The organism is Kiloniella sp. (assembly GCF_965205715.1).
In the GTDB taxonomy this organism is placed as follows: Bacteria; Pseudomonadota; Alphaproteobacteria; order Kiloniellales; family Kiloniellaceae; genus Kiloniella.
This window is the reverse complement of sequence record NZ_CBDBHW010000013.1, coordinates 176,594-200,663: the sequence shown is the minus strand read 5'-3', so window position 1 is coordinate 200,663 and position 24,070 is coordinate 176,594. Positions and strand designations below refer to the sequence as shown.

Annotated in this window: 22 protein-coding genes; 17 read left to right on the top strand and 5 right to left on the bottom strand. The window is 44.6% G+C overall.

All coding sequences use genetic code 11. The features are described 5' to 3' along the window. Positions 1-43 precede the first annotated feature (43 nt). The 9 genes from ACOGW3_RS12120 (at position 44) to ACOGW3_RS12080 (ending at position 10,152) form a co-directional block, all read left to right on the top strand. Positions 44-1,270, top strand: a complete 1,227-nt coding sequence (locus ACOGW3_RS12120) for a glycosyltransferase family 4 protein (RefSeq protein WP_419903211.1) — start codon at positions 44-46, stop codon at positions 1,268-1,270. Positions 1,271-1,349: 79 nt separating this feature from the next. Then, positions 1,350-2,471 (top strand): glycosyltransferase family 4 protein, encoded by a 1,122-nt coding sequence (locus ACOGW3_RS12115; RefSeq protein ID WP_419903210.1) that lies wholly within the window; start codon positions 1,350-1,352, stop codon positions 2,469-2,471. A 6-nt stretch (positions 2,472-2,477) separates the two neighbouring features. Then, on the top strand, positions 2,478-3,665 hold the full coding sequence (locus tag ACOGW3_RS12110) for a glycosyltransferase family protein (protein ID WP_419903209.1): 1,188 nt from the start codon (positions 2,478-2,480) through the stop codon (positions 3,663-3,665). Continuing rightward, the gene (locus tag ACOGW3_RS12105; RefSeq protein ID WP_419903208.1) at positions 3,662-4,327 is read left to right on the top strand and encodes a histidine phosphatase family protein; all 666 of its coding nucleotides are present in this window, start codon (positions 3,662-3,664) and stop codon (positions 4,325-4,327) included. Before ACOGW3_RS12110 ends, ACOGW3_RS12105 begins: the two co-directional genes overlap by 4 nt. Then, positions 4,317-5,474 carry a glycosyltransferase family protein gene (locus tag ACOGW3_RS12100; protein WP_419903207.1) on the top strand — a complete coding sequence of 386 codons (1,158 nt, stop codon included), beginning with the start codon at positions 4,317-4,319 and terminating at the stop codon, positions 5,472-5,474. Before ACOGW3_RS12105 ends, ACOGW3_RS12100 begins: the two co-directional genes overlap by 11 nt. Next, a complete protein-coding gene (locus ACOGW3_RS12095; RefSeq protein WP_419903206.1) occupies positions 5,467-6,018 on the top strand; it encodes a hypothetical protein in 552 nt (183 codons plus the stop codon). The genes ACOGW3_RS12100 and ACOGW3_RS12095 overlap by 8 nt, the downstream gene beginning before the upstream one ends. A 62-nt stretch (positions 6,019-6,080) precedes the next feature. Next, complete coding sequence (locus ACOGW3_RS12090) at positions 6,081-7,994, top strand: ABC transporter ATP-binding protein (RefSeq protein WP_419903205.1); 1,914 nt, start codon at positions 6,081-6,083, stop codon at positions 7,992-7,994. Positions 7,995-7,996: 2 nt separating this feature from the next. Next, positions 7,997-8,995 (top strand): ABC transporter permease, encoded by a 999-nt coding sequence (locus ACOGW3_RS12085; RefSeq protein ID WP_419903204.1) that lies wholly within the window; start codon positions 7,997-7,999, stop codon positions 8,993-8,995. Continuing rightward, positions 8,992-10,152 (top strand): ABC transporter permease, encoded by a 1,161-nt coding sequence (locus tag ACOGW3_RS12080; RefSeq protein ID WP_419903203.1) that lies wholly within the window; start codon positions 8,992-8,994, stop codon positions 10,150-10,152. The genes ACOGW3_RS12085 and ACOGW3_RS12080 overlap by 4 nt, the downstream gene beginning before the upstream one ends. 58 nt (positions 10,153-10,210) lie before the next feature. Here the strand turns inward: ACOGW3_RS12080 and ACOGW3_RS12075 are convergent, their stop codons facing one another. From ACOGW3_RS12075 to ACOGW3_RS12065, 3 genes are all read right to left on the bottom strand, one after another. Further along, on the bottom strand, positions 10,211-11,533 hold the full coding sequence (locus ACOGW3_RS12075; protein WP_419903202.1) for an adenylate/guanylate cyclase domain-containing protein: 1,323 nt from the start codon (positions 11,531-11,533) through the stop codon (positions 10,211-10,213). A 153-nt stretch (positions 11,534-11,686) separates the two neighbouring features. Further along, entirely contained in the window at positions 11,687-12,526 is an 840-nt protein-coding gene (locus ACOGW3_RS12070) for an MBL fold metallo-hydrolase (protein ID WP_419903201.1), read from the bottom strand. Positions 12,527-12,590: 64 nt separating this feature from the next. After that, positions 12,591-13,286 (bottom strand): response regulator transcription factor, encoded by a 696-nt coding sequence (locus ACOGW3_RS12065; RefSeq protein WP_419903200.1) that lies wholly within the window; start codon positions 13,284-13,286, stop codon positions 12,591-12,593. Between the two features lie 496 nt (positions 13,287-13,782). On the opposite strand from ACOGW3_RS12065, the gene istA reads away from it, so the two are divergent. The 6 genes from istA to ACOGW3_RS12035 all read left to right on the top strand — a co-directional run bounded on the left by istA (position 13,783) and on the right by ACOGW3_RS12035 (position 20,204). Next, positions 13,783-15,291 (top strand): IS21 family transposase, encoded by a 1,509-nt coding sequence (gene istA, locus ACOGW3_RS12060; protein ID WP_419901087.1) that lies wholly within the window; start codon positions 13,783-13,785, stop codon positions 15,289-15,291. Then, positions 15,288-16,100 (top strand): IS21-like element helper ATPase IstB, encoded by an 813-nt coding sequence (istB, locus tag ACOGW3_RS12055; RefSeq protein ID WP_419901088.1) that lies wholly within the window; start codon positions 15,288-15,290, stop codon positions 16,098-16,100. The genes istA and istB overlap by 4 nt, the downstream gene beginning before the upstream one ends. Before the next feature lie 391 nt (positions 16,101-16,491). Then, positions 16,492-17,625, top strand: coding sequence for a GTP cyclohydrolase II RibA (gene ribA / locus ACOGW3_RS12050; RefSeq protein WP_419903199.1), 1,134 nt, complete (start codon positions 16,492-16,494; stop codon positions 17,623-17,625). A gap of 225 nt (positions 17,626-17,850) precedes the next feature. After that, positions 17,851-18,945: a hypothetical protein gene (locus ACOGW3_RS12045; RefSeq protein ID WP_419903198.1), complete on the top strand. Its 1,095-nt coding sequence runs from the start codon at positions 17,851-17,853 to the stop codon at positions 18,943-18,945. 80 nt (positions 18,946-19,025) lie between these two features. Further along, positions 19,026-19,556 (top strand): L,D-transpeptidase family protein, encoded by a 531-nt coding sequence (locus ACOGW3_RS12040; RefSeq protein ID WP_419903197.1) that lies wholly within the window; start codon positions 19,026-19,028, stop codon positions 19,554-19,556. 84 nt (positions 19,557-19,640) lie between these two features. Next, positions 19,641-20,204 carry a hypothetical protein gene (locus ACOGW3_RS12035; protein WP_419903196.1) on the top strand — a complete coding sequence of 188 codons (564 nt, stop codon included), beginning with the start codon at positions 19,641-19,643 and terminating at the stop codon, positions 20,202-20,204. 46 nt (positions 20,205-20,250) lie between these two features. Here the strand turns inward: ACOGW3_RS12035 and ACOGW3_RS12030 are convergent, their stop codons facing one another. Both ACOGW3_RS12030 and ACOGW3_RS12025 read right to left on the bottom strand, forming a co-directional pair. After that, positions 20,251-20,928 carry a YggS family pyridoxal phosphate-dependent enzyme gene (locus ACOGW3_RS12030; RefSeq protein ID WP_419903195.1) on the bottom strand — a complete coding sequence of 226 codons (678 nt, stop codon included), beginning with the start codon at positions 20,926-20,928 and terminating at the stop codon, positions 20,251-20,253. A gap of 26 nt (positions 20,929-20,954) precedes the next feature. Next, positions 20,955-21,800, bottom strand: a complete 846-nt coding sequence (locus ACOGW3_RS12025; protein ID WP_419903194.1) for a sulfotransferase domain-containing protein — start codon at positions 21,798-21,800, stop codon at positions 20,955-20,957. Between the two features lie 445 nt (positions 21,801-22,245). On the opposite strand from ACOGW3_RS12025, the gene ACOGW3_RS12020 reads away from it, so the two are divergent. After that, positions 22,246-23,286, top strand: a complete 1,041-nt coding sequence (locus ACOGW3_RS12020; RefSeq protein ID WP_419903193.1) for a porin — start codon at positions 22,246-22,248, stop codon at positions 23,284-23,286. A 123-nt stretch (positions 23,287-23,409) separates the two neighbouring features. After that, on the top strand, positions 23,410-23,943 hold the full coding sequence (locus tag ACOGW3_RS12015; protein ID WP_419903192.1) for a DUF3576 domain-containing protein: 534 nt from the start codon (positions 23,410-23,412) through the stop codon (positions 23,941-23,943). Positions 23,944-24,070: the final 127 nt, after the last annotated feature.

Here is a 24,070-nt window from a genome sequence, read left to right as displayed (position 1 = left end):
TGAATAGCAATCAACGATAACAACGGAAATAATATCAAACGGTATGAGTAAAAAAGTCACCGTTATTCTAAAAGGCTACCCACGCCTATCAGAAACTTTTATAGCCCAGGAGCTTCTGGCATTAGAAAAGCGTGGCCTGGAATTGTCACTTGTTTCACTAAGGCACCCAACAGATAGCTCTACCCACCCAATTCACAATGAAATCAAAGCACCAGTTCGATATCTTCCTGAGTATATTTATCAAGAACCGCTTCGCGTTCTGAAGAGCTGGTGGAAAGCAAGAAAGCTCTCTGGTTATAAAAAATCAAGATCTACTTTTTTCAAAGACCTAAAAAGAGACAAGACGCCAAACCGTATTAGAAGGTTCGCACAAGCTTGTGTTCTTGCCGCAGAATTGCCGCAGGAAGTCGATTGGTTGTATGCACACTTTTTACACACCCCATCGTCAGTAACGCGTTATGCTGCCTTTATGCGAGATTTGCCCTGGTGTGGCTCTGCCCATGCCAAAGACATCTGGACGACCCCTGAGTGGGAGTTGCGAGAGAAGCTTTCAGATATTAAGTGGCTCGCGACTTGTACAAAGGTAAATGTTGATTATCTCAGCAGTCTTTCGCCCGATAATAACCGTGTTGATCTGGTTTATCATGGACTCGATTTCGATCGGTTCAATGAAGTGAGCAATGATCAAGTTCATCGAGATGGAAGCACATCTAATCAACAGGTAACGTTAATATCTGTAGGTAGAGCCGTTGCGAAAAAAGGATACGATGATCTTTTGCAAGCCCTCGCCCTACTCCCAAAAACATTGCACTGGCATTTTGTTCATATCGGTGGTGGCACTCTAAGCAAAGATCTTAAAAAACAATCTGAAACCATGGGGTTGGCAGATAAAATCACATGGATGGGCGCGCAACCCCAGGAAGTCGTTCTTGAGCAATATAGAAAAGCTGATTTATTTGTTCTAGCCAGTCGTATTACCGAAGATGGCGATCGCGACGGTATGCCCAATGTTCTCATGGAAGCGCAGAGCCAGGCTGTCGCCTGTTTATCCACCAGTATTTCTGCCATTCCAGAGTTGATCATTGATGGTGAAACTGGATTACTGGTTCCCCCACAAAACCCAAGAGAGCTTTGTGTTGCTTTGGAACGTCTCATTACAGATCCTAGTTTACGACATAAAATAGGTCAGGCCGGCGCAACGCGTGTTAGAAACGACTTTTCCATGAAACGGGGAATTGACCAGCTCATCACCCGCTTTATGGCCAGCTGATTGGGCTGCCGGGATGCGTATTGCTTTTTATGCACCATTAAAATCTCCCCGGCATAACACCCCTTCTGGCGATCGTTATATGGCCAGATTAGTGATTCAAGCGCTGAAAACTCAAGGTCATACAATTGAATTAGCTTCCCAGCTACGAAGTCGGGACGCAGTCGGTAACCCAGAGAGACAGCGTAGACTTAAAAACATTGGGGAGAAAATCGCACGTCGGTACCTCCGCCGCATAAAATTACGCCCCAAAAGTGAGCAGCCAGAGCTGTGGCTGACCTATCACCTTTATTACAAAGCCCCGGATTGGATCGGTCCTATTGTTTGCCGGGAATTGGATATTCCCTACGTCGCGATCGAAGCTTCTGTTGCAAACAAACGTGCCGGAGGTCCTTGGGACCTTAGTCATAGAGCTGTGGTAGATGCCCTTGATCAGGCTGAATGCGTAATCAGTTTAAACCCCCACGATAGCCACTGTCTTCCCCCCAATTTACGCAACTGGTTACTCCCACCCTTTATCGTCGCAGATGAGATTATATCAGCGCGTGATAACTGGTCCCAGCATCGGCGAGAGCTTGTAGATAAATATAATTTGGATCCTAACAAACAATGGCTTCTTTGCATCGCAATGATGCGTGAAGGGGATAAGCTTGCGTCTTATCGCGTACTTGCCAATGCTTTAAGAGGGTTGCCTGATCTGCAATGGCAGCTTCTTATTGTCGGGGATGGAAAAGCCAGAGATGAAGTAGAAGCAGCTTATAGATGGGCGTCTCCCAACAAGGTGTTTTTTACAGGGGAGCTCTCTTCGCAACAACTGGCCCATACCATACCCGCTTGCGATATCTATACTTGGCCGGCGATAAATGAAGCTTATGGTCTTGCTTTCCTTGAAGCTCAAGCAGGAGGACTTCCCATTATTGCAGGGAATACAGGGGGGGTTCCTGCCGTTGTAACAGATGGAGAAACTGGCATTTTAACATCCCCCGGGGATTCAGTTGCCTTTGCTGCTGCCTTAAGAACTCTGCTTTCTGCGCCCGTAAGAAGAAGAGCGATGGGGCAGGCTGCTGCAGAAAAAGTAAAGGCAGTCCACAGCCTTGAAAATGCAGGATATAGACTTGATCAAATTCTCGCGGCATCGAGAAAAGATTATATAAAACCGGGATTACCCCTTCTTGACTACGGCAAGAATAACAGCACGTCATAGGACACAATGAGTCAAACAAAACACATAGATGTACTGTTTTATGTACAGCATTTACTGGGTATTGGTCACCAGCGTCGAGCCGCGACTTTAACACGTGCAATGGAGCGTGCGGGCCTAAACGTAGCCTTTGTTTCTGGGGGCATGGCAGTTCCCGGTTTAGATACAGGTACAGCCGCCTTTTACCAGCTTGATCCTGTGCGGGCGGACGGTATTTATTTTACTGAACTTCTTGATCAAAATGGCCGCCCTGTCGATAAGACATTTAAACAAAACCGATCCGAGCAGCTACTGAAAATATTTCAAGAAACCAAGCCTCGCTTAATTCTTCTTGAAATGTTCCCCTTTGGCCGGCGGCAAATGCGATTTGAACTCGTGCCTCTGCTCGAAGCAGCAAAAAGCTGCGAGAAACCCCCAAAAGTAATTTCTTCTGTTCGCGATATATTGGTAAAAGCACCAAAACAAGAACGCATAATTGAAATGCTAAATTGGGTGGAGGAACATTTTGACAATGTGTTGATTCACGGTGACCCCAATTTAATTCCCTTTGATAAAACCTTTCACCCCGCGAAAGATATATCTCCTAAAATTCTCTATAGTGGCTATGTCGTGGATGAGAAGGTCGACGAGGCGCCACACCCGACTGATGGAATAGACGAGGTTCTTGTTTCAACAGGTGGAGGCGCGGTTAGTGAACGCCTGGTTAAGGCGGCGATATCCGCCAGAGGAAAAAGTTCTCTAAAGGACAAGGTCTGGCGTATTCTCATTGGTCACAACTTGCCTGATAAAACCTTTGAAGAGTACGAACGTCTTGCTGAAGACAGGTTAATCATCCAACGCTCCAGACCAGATTTTACTTCTTTACTTCCCAACTGCGCCCTTTCCATAAGCCAAGGCGGTTATAATACCGTTATGGAGGTTCTGCGTGCAGGCTGCCCCAGGGTGATTGTTCCCTATTCCGGTGGGTTGGAAACGGAGCAAACCCTCAGAGCCAAATTACTCTCTGAAAGCAATGCCCTAACTTACGTAGACGAAGAAAATCTCACCGGGCAAGTACTCGCTGACGCCATTGAGCAAACCCTCAAAACCAAACAACGCCCCCCATCAAGCCTTGATACCAATGGCGCAGAAAAAACAGCAAATGTTCTCAGTGCCATACTTTCCGGCAAGAGCCTTGAAGAGTTCAAATCTGTATGAGTGAAATCCTTATTCTTCGCCACGGCCCGACCGAATGGAACGCCGAAAAACGTATGCAGGGCCGGTCTGATATTTCTCTTTCACCTGACGGAGAAAATTTAGTTGGACAGTGGTCTCTACCAGTGGAATGGCACCGGGTTCCCTGGTACGTGAGTCCTCTTAAGCGAGCTCAACAAACGGCTAAAATACTAGGTAAACAATCAATTACGATTGAACCCCTGCTTATGGAAATGTCTTGGGGGGACTGGGAAGGTAAACGCCTTCCTGAACTACGCGAGACTCTCGGTTCTGATTTGCAGGTTATGGAAGACATGGGTTTGGACCTCTTGCCTCCAGGTGGAGAAAGTCCTAGGCAGGTACAACAACGCCTAGAACCCTTATTGAACGACTTAAGAGACAAGGATATATCCGTTGTTTGCGTGGCACATAAAGGCATCATGCGGGCCATTTACGCCAAAGCATCCGGTTGGAATATGTTGGGCAAACCACCGCAAAAACTAAAAGATAGTTGCGCTCATCTTTTTAAAATTCCACGCTCTGGCAACATTGAAGTTTCCACCATGAACTTATCACTCATAGATCAAACCCCAGACTTCCCTTTACCGAAGTACCCAAATAAAGAAGATCTTGCTGCCAGCATGGGGAAAAATAATGAGCGTTGATGTTTTTCTTTATGTCCAGCATCTCCTTGGGATTGGGCACCTCAGAAGGGCCTCATTACTGGCTAAGGCTCTGGATAAAAAAGGCCTGAAGGTTATCTTTGTAACAGGGGGTCGCCCAGTCCCTGACTTGGATATGGGTGATATCAAAGTTCTTCAACTCCCGCCTCTTCACGCTGCTGATGACAGCTTTAAGGTTTTGATTGATATCGATAATCAGGTCGTTGATGATTCGTGGAAAGACGGGCGAAAAGAACTGCTGCTACAGGCTTTTAAAAGCTCTAATCCTAAAATCCTTCTTTTGGAGATGTTTCCTTTTGGAAGAAGGCAAATGCGATTTGAACTCGATCCGCTTATAGAACTTGCCAAAAAACAACAGGTTCCCGTTATCACTTCCGTCAGAGATATTCTGACAACGCACAAAACCCCAGGGAAAGGGGAATGGATTATCGACCGGGTTCAAAAGGATATTGACCACGTGTTAGTCCATGGTGTGCAGTCTTTCATCCCCCTCGAAGGCAGCTTCCCTCTTGCAAAGCACATTACCGATAAGATTAGCTATACAGGGTATGTTGTTGAGACCACGACCAGTGAAAATGAAAAGCAGCACTCACCGGATCGCCACGGTGTCTTGGTGTCTGCTGGCGGTGGCGCCGTTGCCTTACCGCTCGCAGAAGCTGTCATACAGGCGAAGGAAATCAGCAAATTAAAGGATGTTCCCTGGCGGTTATTATTGGGTAACAACCTGCCAGAAGAAGATTTTAGAGTTATTGAGAAAAGAGCCCCGAAAGGCTTGACGGTTGAACGCAATAGGCCTGACTTCCAAAGCCTTCTCCAGGCGTCACAGCTTTCGATCAGTCAGGCTGGCTACAACACCATACTAGAGATATTAACAACCTCTACCCCAGCTATCGTCGTTCCTTTTGCATCTGATACCCAAAGCGAACAGACGACGCGGGCTGAAAAACTGGAAAGCCTGGGTGTGTTGAAGGTTATATCAGAAAAAGATCTTTGCCCTCAGATCCTCGCCCAAGCGGTTGATGGCTCATTAATGAATACTGTTAACAAGATAAATCTTGATATGGATGGCGCTGAAAACTCGGCCACAATCATTAAAAATTTGATTAAGAAAAAGAATACTCATGGATAAAATAGTTTCTCATACCCTTCGATATCCCCTGTTTGATATTTACTGGGACTACGCAAAAACCTCGTTTGGGCTTTTAATCGGTGCGGGTGGGGTAATTTACGGCTCTGATAATTTGATTTCTATACTCTTTTTTGGGGCCATTTTAATCATCTTCAGTTTCTTTGGTCTTCAAAGCTATCAACGTCATAAATCTTTAGTAAAAGTTGATCAGGAGGGCCTGTCATTTACATCATGGAAACAAAAAGAAATTTCCTGGAAATCAATTAATAACATTGAGTTACGATATTTTGGACGCCCAATAAAAGATAAAGATCGCGACCAAAAACCAAAAGGTGTTTTACACCTCACTCTCAAAACCCAAGAAGAGAAAATAACTATTGATTCGAGCTTATATGGATTTCGCTATCTCGTATGGTGCGCAACTCAAGCTGCTAAAGAATACAAAGCCCCGCTTGACCCAGGCACCGTAGGCAATATGCTAGATATCGGGCTGGATCCAGATGGTGATAGTGAAATGCCTGACCCACACACAGCGGGAATATAACCCGTGGAAGTTATAAAGAGGTCAGGCCAACAGGGTTTAAACAGTGGGGCTAGGGTTAATTCGTGAACGATCTCCTACAGGTCAATGACTTACGTGTGGCCTTCAAACTCCCAGAGGGTGACCTGAATGCCGTAAAAGGTGTTTCTTTTCGTGTCCCTAAGGGAAAAACAGTCTCTCTCGTCGGAGAGTCTGGGTCAGGGAAATCCGTCGTTAGCCAAGCAATTATGGGCATTCTGCCCAAAGTTGCCCGGGTAGCTGGCGGGCAAATCCTGTTTGCAGACCCCAAAACCCCTGGTCAAATACTTGATATTGCTAAAATCCGCCCGGACAGCAGGCAGATGCGCAATATTCGTGGTGGCCGTATATCTATGGTTTTCCAAGAGCCAATGACATCGCTCTCGCCGGTTCATACTGTGGGTAACCAAATCTGTGAAGCGCTGGAGCTTCATCGCTCGATGAGCACATCGCAAGCTCTTGAGATGGCATCAGATATGTTGCGCATGGTCGGCTTTCCCGATCCCGCCAGAGCAATGCAAACCTATCCCTTTGAGCTCTCAGGCGGCCTGAGACAACGTGCCGTCATCGCAATGGCCTTGGTTTGCCACCCTGCCCTTCTTATCGCGGACGAGCCAACAACTGCCCTGGATGTAACGATACAGGCGCAAATCCTTAAACTTATTAAGGACTTACAGATCGAACTCGATATGTCTGTTCTTATGATCACGCACGATTTAGGTGTCGTGACCAACATGGCAGATGAAGTCGTTGTCATGTACCACGGCGAGATAATGGAAAGTGGCACCGTCGAAGACATATTCCGACATGCCAGCCACCCTTATCTCAAGGCACTTTTAAACGCTGTTCCGCGGTTTGATATGAAACCCGGGGAACGTCTAAAGCCGATAAGAGAAATCACGCATGATGCAAATAACCCTATTCTCACAGCCAAGCGTAAACGCCGGGTTATTACAGAAGATGATCCACCGCTTCTAGAAGTCAAAAACATCAACAAATCTTTTTCGATTAGAAAAAGTGGTTTCTTTTCTAAGACCACTAACGAAAAAGTCTTAGCTGTTGATGATATCAGTTTCTATGTAAAACGCGGTGAATGTCTTGGCCTTGTTGGTGAAAGTGGCTGTGGAAAAACAACGCTTTCAAAAATTATAATGCGGGCACTTTCTCCTGATAGTGGATCCATTATTTTCAGAGATCAGGAAAACAACCCGATTGATGTTCTCGCACTGCAAAAGTCAGAGCTGTTTGACTTCCGAGAACGGGTCCAGTTTATGTTTCAGGACCCCTATAGCTCTCTTAATCCACGCATGACCGTCCAGGAACTCATTGGTGAACCTCTTCTCATCCACGGCATGAAAGACGCCATTGAAAGACGGAAAATGGTCGAGCGATTGATGGACGTTGTTGGCCTCGCCCCCATGCATATTAACCGATACCCGCATTCTTTCTCGGGCGGACAACGCCAACGCATCGGCATTGCACGTGCACTGGCTCTTCAACCCGAGCTATTAATATGTGATGAACCTGTCTCGGCTCTGGATGTCTCCATCCAGGCCCAGGTTCTCAACCTCTTGAAAGAATTAAAAGAGGTTTTGGGGCTGACTTATATCTTCATCAGCCACAATCTGGCAGTAATCGATTATGTGGCCGACCGTATCATGGTTATGTGTCGAGGGCGTCTAGTAGAAACTGCCCCAAAGGAACTCTTATTTAAGAACCCTGTTCACCCCTATACCCGCGCGTTATTTTCTGCAGTGCCAGACCCAGATATAGACCGGCCATTAGACCTACAGCATTTGCTTTCCAGCAAAGCATCTATACCCGAGCAATGGCCAGCGCCCTTTACGGTTAATGAAGCGAATGAAATGGAAATGTTTGACCTTGGCGGCGGTCACTTTGTGAGAGTAGACAAAAATTCAGAGCAATTATTATTGTCACATCTTGAAGTGGAGGACGCATAGATATGCTGGGTTATATCGTCAACCGCATCCTCGCTATGATCCCGACGCTTTTAATTATATCGGCAATTATTTTTGTTCTTATCCAGTTGCCACCAGGGGATTTTCTGGAGACCCAGATAGCGGAAATGCAGTCTCAGGGGGAAAATGTCGACCAGGAGAAAATTGAATATCTCCGGACAGAGTATGGGTTGGATAAGCCCATGTATGTTCAATATTTTAATTGGGTTTCTGGATTAGTAACCGGAGATCTTGGTTATTCTTTTGAGCATGAACTTCCCGTAACCGAGGTCATTGGTGATCGCATAACTCTTACGATCATTCTGGCTCTTGCGGCAACTCTATTTACCTATGTCCTGTCCTTCCCTATCGGTATTTATACGGCTGTTAACCAGTACTCCGTTGGAGATTATGTATTTAGTTTTGTTGGGTTTATTGGGCTAGCAACACCAAATTTTCTCCTTGCACTCATACTCCTTTATTTTGCGAATGTATGGTTTGGCACCTCAATCGGTGGTCTCATGGATGATCAATTTATTGGTCAACCATGGAGTTATGAAAAAGCTCTGTCAGTTTTAGAACACCTCTGGGTCCCGGTTGTGGTCATAGGCACATCTGGTACAGCTGGCATGATACGTCGCTTAAGGGCAAACCTTCTTGATGAGCTCTCAAAGCAATACGTCATAACTGCCAAAGCTAAGGGACAATCCCCACTCAAAATACTTATCAAATACCCCCTAAGATTAGCGATTAATCCCTTTATTGCTGACATCGGTTCTATCCTACCTGATCTCCTGTCAGGAGCCGTTCTCGTCGCTGTGGTCATGGGCTTGGAGACTACGGGACCAATGTTAGTAGACTCTCTTTTAAGTCAGGATATGTATCTTGCTGGCTCATTTTTGATTATTGAAGCCTCTCTTGTTGTTATTGGTGTATTTATTTCCGATCTCATTCTAGCTGCTGTCGATCCGAGAATTCGCCTGGGTGGAGGAGCTGTAAAATGAGTGATAAACCTTTGGAACACTATGTAAATCAAGCTCCATTTGACCCTTATTCGGTTACCAAACTTACGCCGCAACAGGAACGATATTTTACTGCCTCACAGTGGCAGATAATGTGGTGGAAGTTTAAAAAACACAAACTTGCAGTTTATTCAGGTATCATTCTGTTTTGTATGTATAGCGTAGCTTTGCTTGCTGAAATGGTCGCGCCATACAGTCTGCACAACAGGGAAACCGATTTTATCTATGCTCCCCCTCAAGTTGTTCATATGTTCCACGAGGGTGAACTCGTCGGGCCTTTTGTCTACGGCTTTGACTACAATCTCAATATGGAAAACCTGAAGCGCGAGTATACTCCGAACCCGACAAAAATAGAAAAGCTTCGGTTTTTCTGCCGCAGTGATCAAGAATACAATTTCTGGGGCTTAATTAGTGGAGATTTCCACTTTGTTTGTCCCTCAGAAAACGGAACTTTCTTTGTGTGGGGAACAGACCGCCTAGGTCGAGATATCTTTAGCCGGATCATTTATGGCTCAAGGATTTCACTCACTATTGGTTTAATTGGCGTTTTTATTAGCTTTGTATTGGGGACATTTCTAGGAGGAATGGCGGGTTATTTTGGTGGCCTTGTCGATAGCCTGGTACTCAGAGCTATTGAAATCCTTAAGTCCTTCCCAAGTTTACCGCTCTTTATGACCCTCTCGGCTCTATTGCCTGTGACCTGGAGTCCTCTAGGTGTGTTCTTTGGCATATCTATTATTCTCGGACTTCTTGACTGGCCAGGATTAGCAAGAGCAGTCAGATCAAAATTACTCAGCCTCCGCGAAGAGGACTTTACTACAGCCGCTCAATTGATGGGAGCTTCCCACTCGCGTGTTATTGGACGACACTTGTTACCTTCATTTAGCAGCCACTTGATCGCATCTGCCACACTCGCCATCCCGATGATGATTCTAGGTGAAACCAGTTTATCTTTTCTAGGCCTAGGTTTGCGTGCACCAATAACTTCGTGGGGAGTTTTATTAAACGAGGCACAAAACATCAGTGCTGTAGTTCTCTACCCTTGGCTTCTATTGCCTGTACAGCCAGTGATATTGGTTGTGCTTTGTTATAATTTCCTTGGAGATGGTCTCCGGGACGCTGCAGACCCTTATAAATAAGCCTTCAGTAACGGGATCACATGGGCTGATCCCGTTATTCATTACCGTATCCAATTAATTATTCTGCTAAGACAACCAGATTGATTGGTCGTGCAATACCCATTACCTCGCTTTTTTCCAGTATTTTTACTTGCCTCTGTGGCTCATAGCCTTGCTCAAAAGCTCTCTTATAAGCAATGTCATCAGAAAGCGCCCGTACACCGACATCTTTGTTATATTTTTCAAGTTTTGCCGAAAGATTAACTGCATCACCAATGACCGTGTATTCCAGGCGAGTATCATCCCCAACGGCCCCAAAAAGAACTGAACCAACAGCTATGGAACCATTTACTTTGGGTACCTCCATTCCTTCGGAAAGCTGCCAGTTATGGGTGGCATCCATAAGCTCGTCCATGGCCCGTAAAGCGTCAGCAGCATAGGTTTGAGATGGTTCGGAAGCCCCAAAGGTTGCCATAATACCATCGCCCATAAACTTATCGATACTGCCACCATGCTTTTGAATAATCGGAACACAGAGTTGTTGGTACTCAGCAAGAGTACCCATAACAACTTCTGCTGTTTCCCTAGACGCCATCTTTGTAAAACCCCGCATATCTAGGTTCATTATGGCGGCTTCCCGTCTTTCGGCATTACCAGCTATAATTTTATCTTTAGATTGGGCAATCTTTGCTGCCACTTCTGGAGAAAAGAAGCGAGAAAGCTCCTCTGCCGCTTGCCTTTCTGATACCGAGTGTATCAATAGCCTCCTTGCACGAATAAGCGCGACTGCAAGAATGAGGGTTACGATTATGATCGAGATGATCTTATCAAACTCAGCCCCTAATAGAATTGAGTTTGAAGTCATGTATTGCACGTAATTACGGGTAATCATGCTATCCATAGAATCAACTTTTACGACGTAAAGTATCATCAATCCCCAGCCAAGAGCGGCAAACAGACCCGCAATGATAACGAATTTGGCTTCGAATCTTAACGCGCGAATAGCAATGAAAATAAATACATAGAGAAGCGTCGGTACCTTTAAATAAAAACTCGGAGGCTGATTGTATTGGATGTGAAAGCTCCAAATTAAAACCATCAGCAAGGTCATATCGAATAAAGCCGATAAAGCCAGCGACCAATCTGGCATACGATATTTGTATGACCAGATTATACGAATAACCGTTAACCCTAAATATATAGCAAGTGCCCAGGGGACCGGCGCAAAAGTAACTTCTTCATTAAAAGTCTTTGGCGATAATAGATAAAGCGTCCCAAAAATGGAGACGACAGCCAATTGAATCCAGCCAATTAGCTGTTCAGTTTGATTTTCCTGATCATGAATTGCATTAAGAACACGCTCTGGCAAAGCAGTTTCATTGACCGAGCTAAACCACTTCATCTCTTATAACCTCTAGCGAATATAGAATAACCTCATAGATAAGGTTATATTATCGTTATTCTATACCCCAAAAGATCAAAGAGTTGTCAGTTTTCCGTGATCAATAGTTATATTTTCGTCATCAAAAATATGTTGGTCAGATAATTCCTGATCTCAAAGAGAGATTTCCATTCCCTCTTTGGCAAAAAGTGTCCCTGGACGTGCCTTTTCCGCTGCTTCAGCCTGCTTATCCAAAAATTCGTCATTGTGACAAGGATCATGATGGAAGGCGACCAGCTGCTTCACACCAGCCTTTTCACATAATCGCACACCTTCTTGCCAGGTCGAATGTCCCCAATCTACAAAATTCGGGAATTCTTCATCGGTATAGCTGCTGTCATAGACCATACAATCAGCGTCCTCGACCAACTCAAGGATTTGGCGATCAGGACAACCTGGTACGTGTTCAGTATCGGTCACGTAACAGAACGATTTTCCTTTATACTCAAGACGATACCCTGTCGCTCCGTTAGGATGATTAAGCGGTGCCGTCCGAATTTTAAGCCCCGGATAGGGCTCTAAGGTTTCCCCCCCATTAAAATCATGGAAAGTTACATTGGCAGCAAAAACCTTAGGGGGTACCGGGAAAAGTGGCTCCGCCATGTAACGGCAGAGTATTTCGTGAAGATTACTGTTTTGTTCCAAAAGGTGGCCAGCCCAAAGTCTGACTTTGTTTTTTGGATAAAAATTCGGCCCAAAAAAGGGCATCCCCATAATATGATCATGGTGTGTGTGAGAGAAAAAGATATCTATCTGTTTTTTATCACCGCCACAGCAAATGTCGCGTCCCAGAGAACGTATTCCTGTACCAGCATCAAAAATGAAGTGGTGATCTCCACACTTTACTTCCACACAGGATGTATTACCGCCGTAATGCCTATGGCTATCTTCTGGGCAAGGAATAGACCCCCTCACTCCCCAGAATTTTACCGTAAAATCACTCTCTTCAGACACGCCCTAAAATCTCCCGACTTCATTACAAGTCAAACAATAAGTAACACCTTATGCATTCTCTACACTAAGGTACCAGACGATATCCGCCTGTCTCCGTTACTAATAACTTTGCATTCGAAGGGTCAATTTCAATCTTTTGTCTCAATCTATAGACATGAGTTTCAAGAGTATGAGTCGTTACGCCTGCGTTATAACCCCAAACTTCGTTTAGAAGAGTATCCCGGCCAACGACCTGAGATCCTTTACGGTACAAGTACTTAAGGATTGATGTTTCTTTTTCAGTCAGACGTATTTTCTTTTGAGTTTCGCCCTCAATAAGAATTTTGCCGCTCGGCTGAAAAGTATAGGGTCCGATGGTAAAAACAGCATCTTCACTCTGTTCATGCTGACGCAACTGCGCTCTTAAACGTGCAAGCAATACCCCAAGACGAAATGGTTTAGTGATATAATCATTAGCGCCAGCATCAAGACCTAAAATAGTATCGGCATCTGATTCTGCCGCTGTCAGCATAATGATCGGGCTCTTTACACCAGCACGACGCATGAGACGGCAAACTTCTCGGCCATCCATATCCGGCAATCCAACGTCCAATAATATTGCGTCAAAATAGTCGCCTTTAGCCTTCTCTAGGCCTTCCATACCGTTGATTGCTTCAGTGGTTTCAAATTCTTCATGTAAACGTAATTGTTCGCTTAATGAAGAACGAAGCGCGTCATCATCATCAACAAGCAGAATCTTACGGCCGGTCGAAGTCGTCATCCCATAGGCCCCTTATCAGTTCCCTGTTATTTACCCTGTCAGTTTCTCCGTCAAATACGAAGTCAGTTCCGGGTTATTTTTCGGAGCTTAAATCTCCAATTATTTTATACAATCTAACATGTAATAATCAGATCGTGTTCAATTTAGATAACACTGGCCTTATTCACATTCAAGTTCACCTCTGAAATCAATGATATTTCCCAGGAGAAAAGTCTTTAATTAAGAACGATTACAGTTTTGCTATCTTACTATATATCTGGAAAATATATCATTGATGTAGAATAACTCTGCAAATTGTTTACGATAAAAATTTCGTTGTTCAGCGACAATAACCTTGGCCGGTTGCGACAACCACCTTGGCCGGTGGATCTGATCATTAAAAAGGGCGTGCCCGTTTGATAATCAGATCCACCGGCCAAGGCTTAATTTGGTGTTAGTTACAAGCTGCTGTGAGTTGATAAATTAGGAACCTCTAGATGTAATTGGAGGAACCTGTTTGCCGTATAAATTTATCACAGATGAACAACTGAGACTTTACATGACAGATAGAAAAACTCATGGTCAACGAACCGCCGCTGCCCGCGCAGGGTTTAGCGAACGCACGGCCCGCCGATTTGACGTTGATGCGACTTTACCGTCACAACGCAATATAAAGCGAGGGCGAACAGTTTCTGATCCGCTTGAAGATATCTGGGATAAGGACATCCTTCCCATTTTGGATAAAGACAACTCGGTCAAACCCATTACTTTGTTGCGCCACATACAGAGCCTCTATCCGCTCCGTTTTCCCGATGACCGTGTCAAGCGCACGTTAGAGCGCCGAGTTCGGGGATGGCGGGCTCTGAATGGCCCTGAAAAGGATATCATTTTCAGGCAAACACCTGAGCCGGGTTACATGGGCCAATCAGATTTCACGGATGCAGCCGACTTAAGTATTACCATTGCAGGAGATCCTTTGGTGCATCGGCTCTATCATTTTGTTCTGGTATATAGCCGATGGGAACATGTTGGGGTCGTACTTGGCGGTGAGAGTTTTACAGCCCTTGCGGAGAACTTACAAAATGCGCTTTGGTCCTTGGGGGGCGCTCCTGAAAACCACCGGACCGACAGCCTGTCTGCGGCCTTTCGGAATTTGAGCGTTGAGGAAAAGGAGGACATTACCAAACGTTATTCTGCTTTTGTTGAGCACTACGGTATGGAGGCCAGTCGAAATAACAGAGGGGAATCACACGAGAACGGTGCCATTGAATCTCACCACGGTCACCTTAAGACTGCGATAAAGCAGGCCCTGATTTTGCGTGGCAGTAATGACTTTGACACTTTGGATGAGTATCGGCGATTTTTGGACGAGCTGATTGCTAGACGGAACAAACATCGTGACCAAGATATCCAAACAGAGTTGAAATCTCTCAAGGCGTTACCTCCTCGGCGAACAACAGATTACACTGAAGTCGTGTCGAGAGTTACCAAAACAAGTGGTTTTTTAGTTAAGCAGGTTTTTTATAGCGCCCCTTCTCGCCTAATTGGTCAACGCTTGCGTGTCCATATTTACGATAACCGGATAGAAGCCTATCTAGGCAGCACTCATGTCGTCAGCCATTCTCGTGAGCGGGGGCACGGCAAAGGCCCCCGCATTCATGTTATCAATTATCATCACGTCATTCATGCTCTCAAACGTAAACCTCAGGCACTCGCCAATTCTATTTATCGTGACAGTATTTTTCCAAGAACCGAGTACTCCCTGGCCTGGACATTGTTTCAGAAAAAGTTGTCCCGCAGAGATGCGTGTCGTCAGATGGTTGGGATACTTTTCCTTGCGCACGAAGAGGCTTGTGAGGCCGAAGTCGCGCACCTGATTTCGAGAGAAATCAATGCAGGAAGGCTACCTTGCGCAAAAAAACTTAAGCTGAATATCACAAAAAAGAACACGGATTTACCTCCTGATATTCCCGTGGTTCAACCTTCATTATCAGTCTTTGATACTCTGTTGGAGGATCGGGCATGACAAACATTGAAGTGGATCAGCACAAGCTGCCTCTTATGCTAACTGACTTACGATTACCCAGCTTTCACAAACACTGGCAAGATATCGCAATCCAATCCGACAAGGAGGGCTGGTCAGCAGCCAGGTTCCTTGCCGTTTTGGCCGAATATGAATTGGCCGAAAGGGACACGCGACGCATTCAACGCCATCTCAACGCATCAAACCTGCTGGGCGGAAAAACTCTGGCCACTTTTAACTTCAAGCGGCTGCCTAACGTGAAAAAGGCGCAGGTCGAAGCCTTGTCTGCCGGTGACTGGATTGACGCAAGAGCAAATCTGATTGCCATTGGAAATTCAGGGGGAGGAAAAACTCATCTCCTATGCGCCGTAGGTTATGCTCTTATAGAGGCTGGATACCGTGTGCTCTATACGCAAACCAGTGATCTGGTGCAAAAACTCCAGGCTGCCAGACGTGAACTTATGCTCGAAAACGCCCTCGCAAAACTCGATAAATTTGATCTCATCATTCTCGATGATATTACCTATGCACAAAGGGATATATCTGAAACATCCGTGCTCTTTGAATTGATCGCCAGACGATATGAGTACCGAAGTATTGCAATTGCTGCCAATCAACCTTTTAGCGGATGGGACAATATTTTTCAAGATAAGGCCATGACCGTTGCAGCAATCGATCGTCTTGTTCACCACTCAACCATTCTTGAGATGAATATCGACAGCTACAGACAATGGGAAGCCGCCCAAAATCTCAAAAAAATGTTGCGGAAAACCACAAACAAAAAGGTGAAAAATATGCCTGAAGCATCGTAAATAAACGTCAGATCACAGCCGCATCAAAAGCGGCCAAGGTGGTTGACGCAACCGGACAAAGTGGTTGACGCTCTACATTTCGTGTTCCTCCTCGTCTTTTCCAATTTTCCATTCTGGAAAGATGATTTTTTCAACATTAAAGTAAACTGAAAAAGTGACTGATACCCTAGGTAATTGAGCACAATGATAAACCCCATTTAGCTTCTTGTCGCAAAAGCTCAGACCTACTTCGTAAATTCACACTTTCCAATGATCATGCTTTGGTATAATGACCAGAAGCTTTTTATCTCATTTCACTGGAATGTCGGGACTGTGTTTCCTAAATAAAAGGCGTATCACACAACCAAGTGATATAATATCTTTGAATCAAGCCGGACGAGAGAACAAGTAAGTGCCAGCGCTAGAAGAAAACGCCGCCAGGATCCTACCCGCAGTCGAACGTGCAATTGCCGAATTGCGGCGTGGCGCAGCGGTTATTGTTCAACGCCCTGAAGGACAAGCCGCCCTTATTCAAGCCTCTGAAACTGCTTCGGCTGATATAAATGATACTTTAAGACATATCGCTCAGGCTGAACCCTGCTTATTACTAACTGCGCGGCGCGCTGCTGCGATTGGTATAAAAGAAGCCAAACCCCTGATTTCTACCACAGAGGTTATTGCTTTTGCTCTCGATGGCATGTCTTCTGAAGCTGTTGCTTATCTGGCAGATCCTGTTCACGACCCTCTGGGGATTAACCTTCGTCACGATGACTTCCTTACAACAGATGTTCCTGAAATTCTTGCTCGAAACTCTGTTCTTTTAGCTAAGCTCTCATGCCTGCTACCCGCGGTTCTTTTCGTCAACTTACCAGATGGTTCCGCAGAAGGACTCGCAAAAGCGCATAACCTTCTTACGGTTCAGGCAGATGATATAGCAGGATATCGCAGTACTGCAGCCTATAGTCTAAAGAGAGTTGCCTCAGCTGAAGTACCTCTTGATACAGCTGAAAAAACAACTGTTATTGCCTTCCGTCCGAAAGAAGGTGGTATCGAACATCTTGCATTAGTTATCGGCGACCCAGACCCCAGCTTACCAACTTTGGTTCGACTTCATTCAGAATGCTTCACTGGTGATCTATTGGGCAGTCTGCGCTGTGATTGTGGAGACCAACTCCGCGGAGCAATTAAGCTGATGAACGAAAAGGGTGGCGGAATACTACTCTACCTTTCCCAGGAAGGTCGCGGCATTGGTTTGATTAATAAACTACGAGCTTACGAGCTCCAAGATCATGGCGCGGATACTTCTGATGCCAATGAACTCGTTGGATTCAATCCAGATGAGCGCATCTATATTCCAGCTGCTGAGATGCTTCGACAATTGGGTATTGATGAAGTGAGATTACTTACGAATAACCCAGAAAAAGTAACCTCTCTGATCGAATGCGGCATCGATGTTTCCCAAACAGTGCCACATCATTTCCCATCCAACGGCCATAACGAATTTTACCTTCAAACTAAAGCCACCCGCTTTGGACACACCCTGTAATTATCGTTGAATTCCGGTAAGTATCGTTGAATTTGAATAATTTTCTTTAAATCTGCTTTTTTCTAAAGCTGATAATCGGCAAGCTTTTCCTCTTAAAAGGGAAGACTCTGCCGCTACTGCCCTAAGATCAATTCTCAAAGCCTTAAACTTCCCGATAAAGCCTACCTGCTATGAACTGGCCTAATGCTTGCATATTAATCCATGCAATCGATAGGTATATGTATCATGATGGATCAACTTTACGCTAACCAGCCCACACCAAATTTTCCGGTGAACGGTATAGCTGTAAGTTCAATCTCACCTGTTACACCTGATTTGGACTTAGCTAAAAAGAAACCTGAACCAGAAAACAGTTTTAAGAGCAGCCTAGAATCAACCCAAAGCTCACCAAAAGAAACGCCAGCAAAAAAAGCCAATCCACCTGTAAGAACCTCAGCCAGTGAAAAGGCCATCAGTGAAACAACCCCAGACGAAACAGTTGGAGAGGCCGAACAGGAGTTCGGATTTTTAGATTTTCTTGATATTATTAATCCCCTCCAACACATCCCTGTTGTTTCAACAATCTATAGGGAAATTACCGGGGACGAGCTTAAACCGACAGCGCGGGTTTTTGGAGGCATGCTCTTTGGGGGACCCTCTGGATTCGTTTCTGCTATTGCCAACTCCATTGTTGAGGAAACAACGGGAAAAGACATTGGCGCGAACATCATGGAAGCCTTCTTAAGCCCTGATGAAGTTGATGATACAGTCCAAATAGCTGAAAGTGGTGTTGCAAACGGCCAGGTAACTTCTCCTCTATCCACAGAAGCAATCGAAACAGCCTCTCTTGATGTAACCGATATTTTTGCCCGACTACCGCCTGTAGCTCCTCCAGCCCCTACATTAACCAACTCAGATCCCACAGTTTCTGATAAGCAAAATACCCTATTAGATGCACAATCTTCTCCTTCACCAACAGAACCATTACAAGGTCAGGCAGCTCTTGCAGCGATTTATAATGATCTCGGGAGAATAAGATCTAATACGAATCAAGACTTGGCGTCCCAATCCCTTCAAGTTGCAGAAGTAGCGACTACAAAAAATGGAGAGGCAAACCAGCAACATGGGAGCCCAGGCAAGTGGTTCCCACTCACCGGTAATAATGTCATCATCGCGCAGACTTCTGCACCATTACCTGCAAGAAACCCATCCATTAACACTGCACCGCCAAGCGTTGATACGCCAGAGCGACAACCTAAAATTGATCCACTGAGCCAAAGCGAATTCACCCAAAACCTTCTCAATGGCCTGAATAAATATCAAGAACTCCAGACCCAATAACAGAACCCTCGACAAGCCTGAGTGAATCTGTATGTTTGGCCGAAATTCAGAAACGGACCAGCTGATTTACGGGTATGGATATGGACATCATTGTACAAAATATTAACGGTGAATGGCAGGCCTCTTACGGGGATAAAACTTGGCCATGTGCCATTGGTAAGAATGGTACAATTGCTGCCAAGGAAAAGATCGAAGGCGATGGTAAAACACCCTTGGGTGCCTGGGAAATCCTTAAAGTCCTCTACAGAGCTGACCCGATCTCCCTAGAAGAACGCGCAACGATCAACAAAGATCTTGATATATACCCTCTTTGCCAAAGAGACGGCTGGTGTGATGAATCTGAAGATCCTTATTATAATCAGGCTGTGATCATTCCCTATACTTCACGTTTTGAACACCTCTGGCGCGAACAAGAAAACACCTATGATCTTATCGCAATTCTTAAACACAACACTGATCCCGTCATACCAAGTCGCGGGTCAGCCGTTTTCTTGCATATTGCGAAACCGGGTCTGACACCAACAGAGGGATGTGTTGCGCTAGAACGCAAAGATCTACTGGAACTTCTTTCTCTCCTTAATGATAAACCCAAGGTTTCTATTAAGGAGTAACATACACGTTAATCGTCGTGAGTTGCCCTACGGTTTAAATCTATTATTCTTGGTATATGTCGGATAAAAAATTGAGGGTGTTTTATGATCAACATTAAACAATTTCTTATTTTCTCGCTTATATCTATCGCTCTATTTGGCTGCCAAACGAACGGAGACCTTATCCGTCCCGCCTTTTTTACCGTAACCTATTCTAAAGGAGATGCCCTCCTCGCAGCCAATGGATCACCAATCAAGATCAATGTTCTTATTAGTGATAATAATAAAAACTTCGAAACCCGGGTTTCAGAAGGCATGAACAAGTATGGTCCTAAATGGTTAAATGCGCGCTATGTCCCCATTTCCCAGATAGAGAATCAAAACCCATATCAGATGAAATGGGCTTTTAATGTAACTGAAGATGGTCATGCACCGGGATTGTGTCGAAAAAAACCGACCGATTTAAAGCAAAACACCCCAAGCACCGGCGTTGTTCTTGCTGCCTTCTGTTTAAGAGGAAAAACCCTAAGTGCCGTCAGAGCAAGAGTAACATCTCTTCCCGATAGTGAAGAGTTTTTACAAACTATTGGCAATATGGGTCGGGAGCTTTTGGTTATCCAAAATCCGGTCAGGGATAGTGACTGCTGGGTAATATCTGACTGTGGCTGATAAATTAATCAGCTGTATAATTAGTTTATGTTAAGCGTCTACAACTTTAAGGGTAATCTCGCTCACCAAAAATACTTGAGCCTACTCTGACATGTGTGGCCCCAAAACGTACAGCGAGTTCGAAGTCACTGCTCATTCCCATAGAAATTACCCCTAAGCCATTTTTCATTGCTAACTCTCTTAGAAAAGAAAAATGAAGAGAAGGTTCTTCATCTACCGGGGGGATACACATGAGACCTGAAACAATAATCCCTTCGCTCTTACAAAGGTCGAGTAATTCAGGTAATTCCTTTGGTAAGACTCCAGCTTTTTGTTCTTCTTCGCCAGTATTAACCTGGACATAAAATTTTGGCTGGCGATCCTGCTTAACAACTTCCTTTGCCAAAGCCTTCACGAGTTTTGGGCGATCCAGGGTTTGAATAACATCAAAAATCTGGATGGCTTCTTTGGCTTTGTTTGTTTGCAACGGCCCGATAAGATGCAATTCAATATCATCTTTTTCTGCTCGTAGATCCGTAAACTTAGCCTGAGCTTCTTGTACCTTATTTTCGCCAAACACCCGTTGCCCAGCCTCATAGGCTTCCATAACCGCTTCAACAGGCTTGGTTTTACTGACAGCAACAAGACACACTTCTTCTGAAGACATGTTACTGCTTTGTCGGGCATCTTCTATCTGGTCACGAATTACTGATAAATTTGAAGAAATGTTTTTTTCTATCGACAAAAGAACACGAGCTCCTAGTGTTAAGTTTACTTGTAGTCAAAGCGCTTCATTTGCACACGATGGTCTTTCTCAATCCGATAGCGCTGCTTATCGGTTAAAATGTCCTTCCAGCCACCAGATTTTCCTGATCTGAAGAACTTTTGACTCTTTTTTGACTTTTCATAAAAGCCAACTTCAGCTTCAAGTGCCTGTAATTGTTTAAAAGAAGAAAATTCAACCGCTCTTTTAATACGTTCCTCATCATGAGTAATGCCAAGCTTCTTTGTCAGTGATGCAAAAACCTTATGCGGATCAGCCAGCATATCTTCATAACGAAGAACAATAAGTCGTTTGTTAGAAACCTGTGTCCAAGATTTTACGTGATTAGACCAACTATTATAGACCTCGTAGACCTGACCTTTATCAGGCTTACTAACTGTTTTAGTGTCTGCCATAAGCTGAATGGTATCATCGATGGATAATCCAAAATGATCCGAAGCAGAAACTGCGACATCCCTGGGATCTCGAACAATATATATAGCGCCCGCGGTGTATTCCATAGAACACAAAGGACTCCCCAGGTGTTCCCCCAGATAGTTATGGGTTTTAAAAAGTACTAGGTTTTTGTTTAATTCTACTGCACGTTTTTGCGCTAAACTTCTCACATCAGCAATTTCTTGAGCCGTGAATTCATCGGGGATTGGGTCCCCTTCTTTCAAATCCTTCGTCAAAAAGGGTAAGTGCCAGAGTTTATTTGCCTCACTGGTACAGAATTCACTCGCAGTATCGGGAGAGATCGCTTCTTTAGCATCCAATATTAGATTTGATAAGAAGATCCGCATCCACGTGTTTCCTGATTTAGGATATGATGCGATCCAAAGAATGCCCGGCATTTAGAATCTCCAGTAGATTACGCCTTGAGAAAAGAACAAACAGGCAAACTTTGATGTACCTGTTCACCCTATATATTGTTGTGATCATTATCAGGACTAATAAGGTGCTGCAAGCTGATCAATCCCTCTCTATTAAATCTATTGATATAAAGTTACCGCATGGATTCTTGGTATTGAGGCATATAAATCGGGTTTTTCGATCAATTTCAAAAATCTTAAACACATGTTTAATCCTTAGGCTTGCTTCTCAAATCGTTAAAAATTAGCACTTTATGTTAACTTCTACGCCGAAACAGCTTAATTTGTTGCATCAATGTCACAGTAGTACTTAAAAACAACAACATGAGAGATTCCAGTCTTGCGATCCTTTTTAATCGGGTGTTAAAAAAACACACATTGATTGAAGGCCTTGGTGCCTGATTATTCTTTTTGGAGATCGAATATAATGAAAAAAGTTCTGCTTGCTAGTTCAGCTATCGTAGCTGGCGCAGCCTTCGCAGCACCAGCAATGGCTGCTGACGGCGAAATCGTATGGTCCGCATTCACACAGTTCCACGCTTCCTCACAGGAATCTGATGGCCAGGGTGCTACCAACAAGGGTTTGGATTTCAACACAAACTCTGAAGTTCACTTGAACGCTCAGACTACTGCTGATAACGGCCTTACATACGGTCTACACATCGAACTAGAAACTGACCAGAACTCAACTGAAAACACAGATGAAAACGACATCTGGGTTTCTGGTGATTTCGGTAAAGTTGTTCTTGGCGACAACGATTCCGCTGGCGATGCTCTTGACGTTAACGCTACTTCCGTTGGCTTCACATACGGCATGTTCAACAACTTCACTGGCGTAGGTATTCCTGATCACAATGGTCGTACTTCTGTTGGTTTCTCTGATGCAGGTGATGATACAAAAATCACTTACTTCACACCAAATTTCAACGGTTTCAAAGCTGGTATCTCTTTCGCTCCTGATGGAGATGACGGTTCAACTATCTCTGAATCAGAAACTGGCTTCAACAACCACGTTGACGGTGGCGTGAACTACTCTGGCTCATTCAACGACTTCTCAGTAGACGTTGGTGTTTCTGGTGGTACTCACGAAGTTGGACAATCCGGTGCTGACGACCAGACTTATTGGGGCGCAACTGGTGGTATCCGTGTAGGTTATGCTGGTTTCAAAGTAGCTGTTGCTTACTCTCATGAAGACCAAGAAGACAACTTCGAAACTGATACTTTTGACGTTGGTGTTGGTTACTCAACTGGCCCTTGGGGCGTAACTGCTGGTGCTTCTTTCGGTAACTACGAAGAAGATGCAGCTGGTGGTGCAGACGACGATAACGTAGCTTACTCCGTTGGTGTAACTTACGAAATCGCACCAGGCCTGAACACTTGGGTTTCTGGTTCTGCTGGCGATTACGAAGGAACTGGCAAAGCTGGTGACTTCACAAGCGTTTCAACTGGTCTAGCTGTATCCTTCTAATCGATACAACTACGCAAGTTTTAAAGAAGGTCGACCCTATACGGGTCGGCCTTTTTTTTTGCTGTACTTATCGTTAAAAACTAGGTTAATTGTTTGCAGGTACCGTAACCTCTGGAAAGAAGCATGGCCAATAACACCATCATTTACCGTTTTGTTCTTATTCTCCTCTTCCCACTCTTTTTATTAGCATGTGAAGGTGGCAAAGAATCTGATCTGATCTTTGATAATCCTACAGATGAAGCATACTCTAAAACCGGTGGATCGCTTTTAGGTGGATCTGGAGGTATTGATATACTTGGTGGAAATGATTCAAAGCCACAAGATGGTGGTGCAGGTATTGGTGTCAACTCTTTCCTCTGGCGCGCTTCCCTTGATACGATCGCTTTTCTACCTTTGACATCTGCTGATCCTTTTGGCGGGGTGATTATTACCGATTGGTATAGCCCGGAAGAAACCAAAGCAGAACGTTTTAAGGTTAATGTCTTTATCCTTGGGCGTGATTTACGCGCTGATGGCGTCCGCGCATCTGTCTTTAAACAAAAACGTGATGTAACAGGTAGTTGGATTGACTCTAAAGTTGATCCTAAAACAAATACCGAACTAGAAGATGCAATTCTGACAAGAGCCCGACAGCTCCGCATATCTTCGAGTGAATAAATCTAACTCCTCTGGCGAGTTGAGTTAATACTTGAGCAAAAGTCTTGAGGCCACAGATGAGCATGTACATCAACCTGTGGCCTTTTTATTTGACTAATCATCTGCCTTTTCAGAAGGCACACTAAAG

Coding starts and splice junctions, on each gene's coding strand:
- ACOGW3_RS12120 (WP_419903211.1), top strand. CDS start 44: ATGAGTAAAAAAGTCACCGTTATTCTAAAAGGCTACCCACGCCTATCA.
- ACOGW3_RS12115 (WP_419903210.1), top strand. CDS start 1,350: ATGGCCAGATTAGTGATTCAAGCGCTGAAAACTCAAGGTCATACAATT.
- ACOGW3_RS12110 (WP_419903209.1), top strand. CDS start 2,478: ATGAGTCAAACAAAACACATAGATGTACTGTTTTATGTACAGCATTTA.
- ACOGW3_RS12105 (WP_419903208.1), top strand. CDS start 3,662: ATGAGTGAAATCCTTATTCTTCGCCACGGCCCGACCGAATGGAACGCC.
- ACOGW3_RS12100 (WP_419903207.1), top strand. CDS start 4,317: ATGAGCGTTGATGTTTTTCTTTATGTCCAGCATCTCCTTGGGATTGGG.
- ACOGW3_RS12095 (WP_419903206.1), top strand. CDS start 5,467: ATGGATAAAATAGTTTCTCATACCCTTCGATATCCCCTGTTTGATATT.
- ACOGW3_RS12085 (WP_419903204.1), top strand. CDS start 7,997: ATGCTGGGTTATATCGTCAACCGCATCCTCGCTATGATCCCGACGCTT.
- ACOGW3_RS12080 (WP_419903203.1), top strand. CDS start 8,992: ATGAGTGATAAACCTTTGGAACACTATGTAAATCAAGCTCCATTTGAC.
- ACOGW3_RS12075 (WP_419903202.1), bottom strand. CDS start 11,533: ATGAAGTGGTTTAGCTCGGTCAATGAAACTGCTTTGCCAGAGCGTGTT.
- ACOGW3_RS12065 (WP_419903200.1), bottom strand. CDS start 13,286: ATGACGACTTCGACCGGCCGTAAGATTCTGCTTGTTGATGATGATGAC.
- istB (WP_419901088.1), top strand. CDS start 15,288: ATGACAAACATTGAAGTGGATCAGCACAAGCTGCCTCTTATGCTAACT.
- ACOGW3_RS12045 (WP_419903198.1), top strand. CDS start 17,851: ATGATGGATCAACTTTACGCTAACCAGCCCACACCAAATTTTCCGGTG.
- ACOGW3_RS12040 (WP_419903197.1), top strand. CDS start 19,026: ATGGACATCATTGTACAAAATATTAACGGTGAATGGCAGGCCTCTTAC.
- ACOGW3_RS12035 (WP_419903196.1), top strand. CDS start 19,641: ATGATCAACATTAAACAATTTCTTATTTTCTCGCTTATATCTATCGCT.
- ACOGW3_RS12025 (WP_419903194.1), bottom strand. CDS start 21,800: ATGCCGGGCATTCTTTGGATCGCATCATATCCTAAATCAGGAAACACG.
- ACOGW3_RS12020 (WP_419903193.1), top strand. CDS start 22,246: ATGAAAAAAGTTCTGCTTGCTAGTTCAGCTATCGTAGCTGGCGCAGCC.
- ACOGW3_RS12015 (WP_419903192.1), top strand. CDS start 23,410: ATGGCCAATAACACCATCATTTACCGTTTTGTTCTTATTCTCCTCTTC.